At 46.4% G+C, this 478-nt stretch carries 1 protein-coding gene; it reads left to right on the top strand.

Annotated elements, in window-relative coordinates:
- Positions 1 to 50: 50 nt before the first annotated feature.
- Positions 51 to 478, top strand: a 428-nt coding sequence (locus LE190_RS22240; protein ID WP_267875357.1) for an ATP-binding protein, incomplete at its 3' end; no start/stop codon positions are given.

The following is a 478-nucleotide window of genomic DNA, read 5'->3' as shown; positions in this document are numbered from 1 at the left end:
ATGGTGTTCATCGAAATGCCTTAAAAATAAGCCATCTCATCCAGGAATTGATGACTTTTGATCAGGTCGAGCAGCAACAGACGCCCTTGCAGGGCCTGCTTACCTCTCAGATGGATCTGGTCGCCTATAGCAGACAAATTATAGCTGACTGGCAGCAGGTACCTGAGTACAGTACCGTCCATATTGACTTTGTTACCGATGTAGAGAGCTTTTTTATACAGACCGATGTAGCCAAACTGGGATCGATTCTCAACAACCTCATCGCTAATGCCTGTAAGTATAATCGTCCGGAGGGTAGCGTGGAACTGCAGCTGAAAGTAATTGGTCCGGATGTCAAGCTTATCGTTCGGGATACGGGAATTGGTATAGCACCTGAAGACCTACCTTATGTCTTCAGCAAATTCTATCGTTCTTCCCTGAAAGAAGTGAGTGCTGTACAGGGCACGGGCGTTGGTCTGTACCTGGTCAAAAGTTATTG

Origin of the sequence: Massilia hydrophila (assembly GCF_020208145.1) — a bacterium.
Taxonomy (GTDB): Bacteria; Pseudomonadota; Gammaproteobacteria; order Burkholderiales; family Burkholderiaceae_D; genus Telluria; species Telluria hydrophila.
The sequence above is the reverse complement of the archived record's forward strand: the minus strand, read 5'-3'. Positions and strand labels throughout refer to the sequence as shown.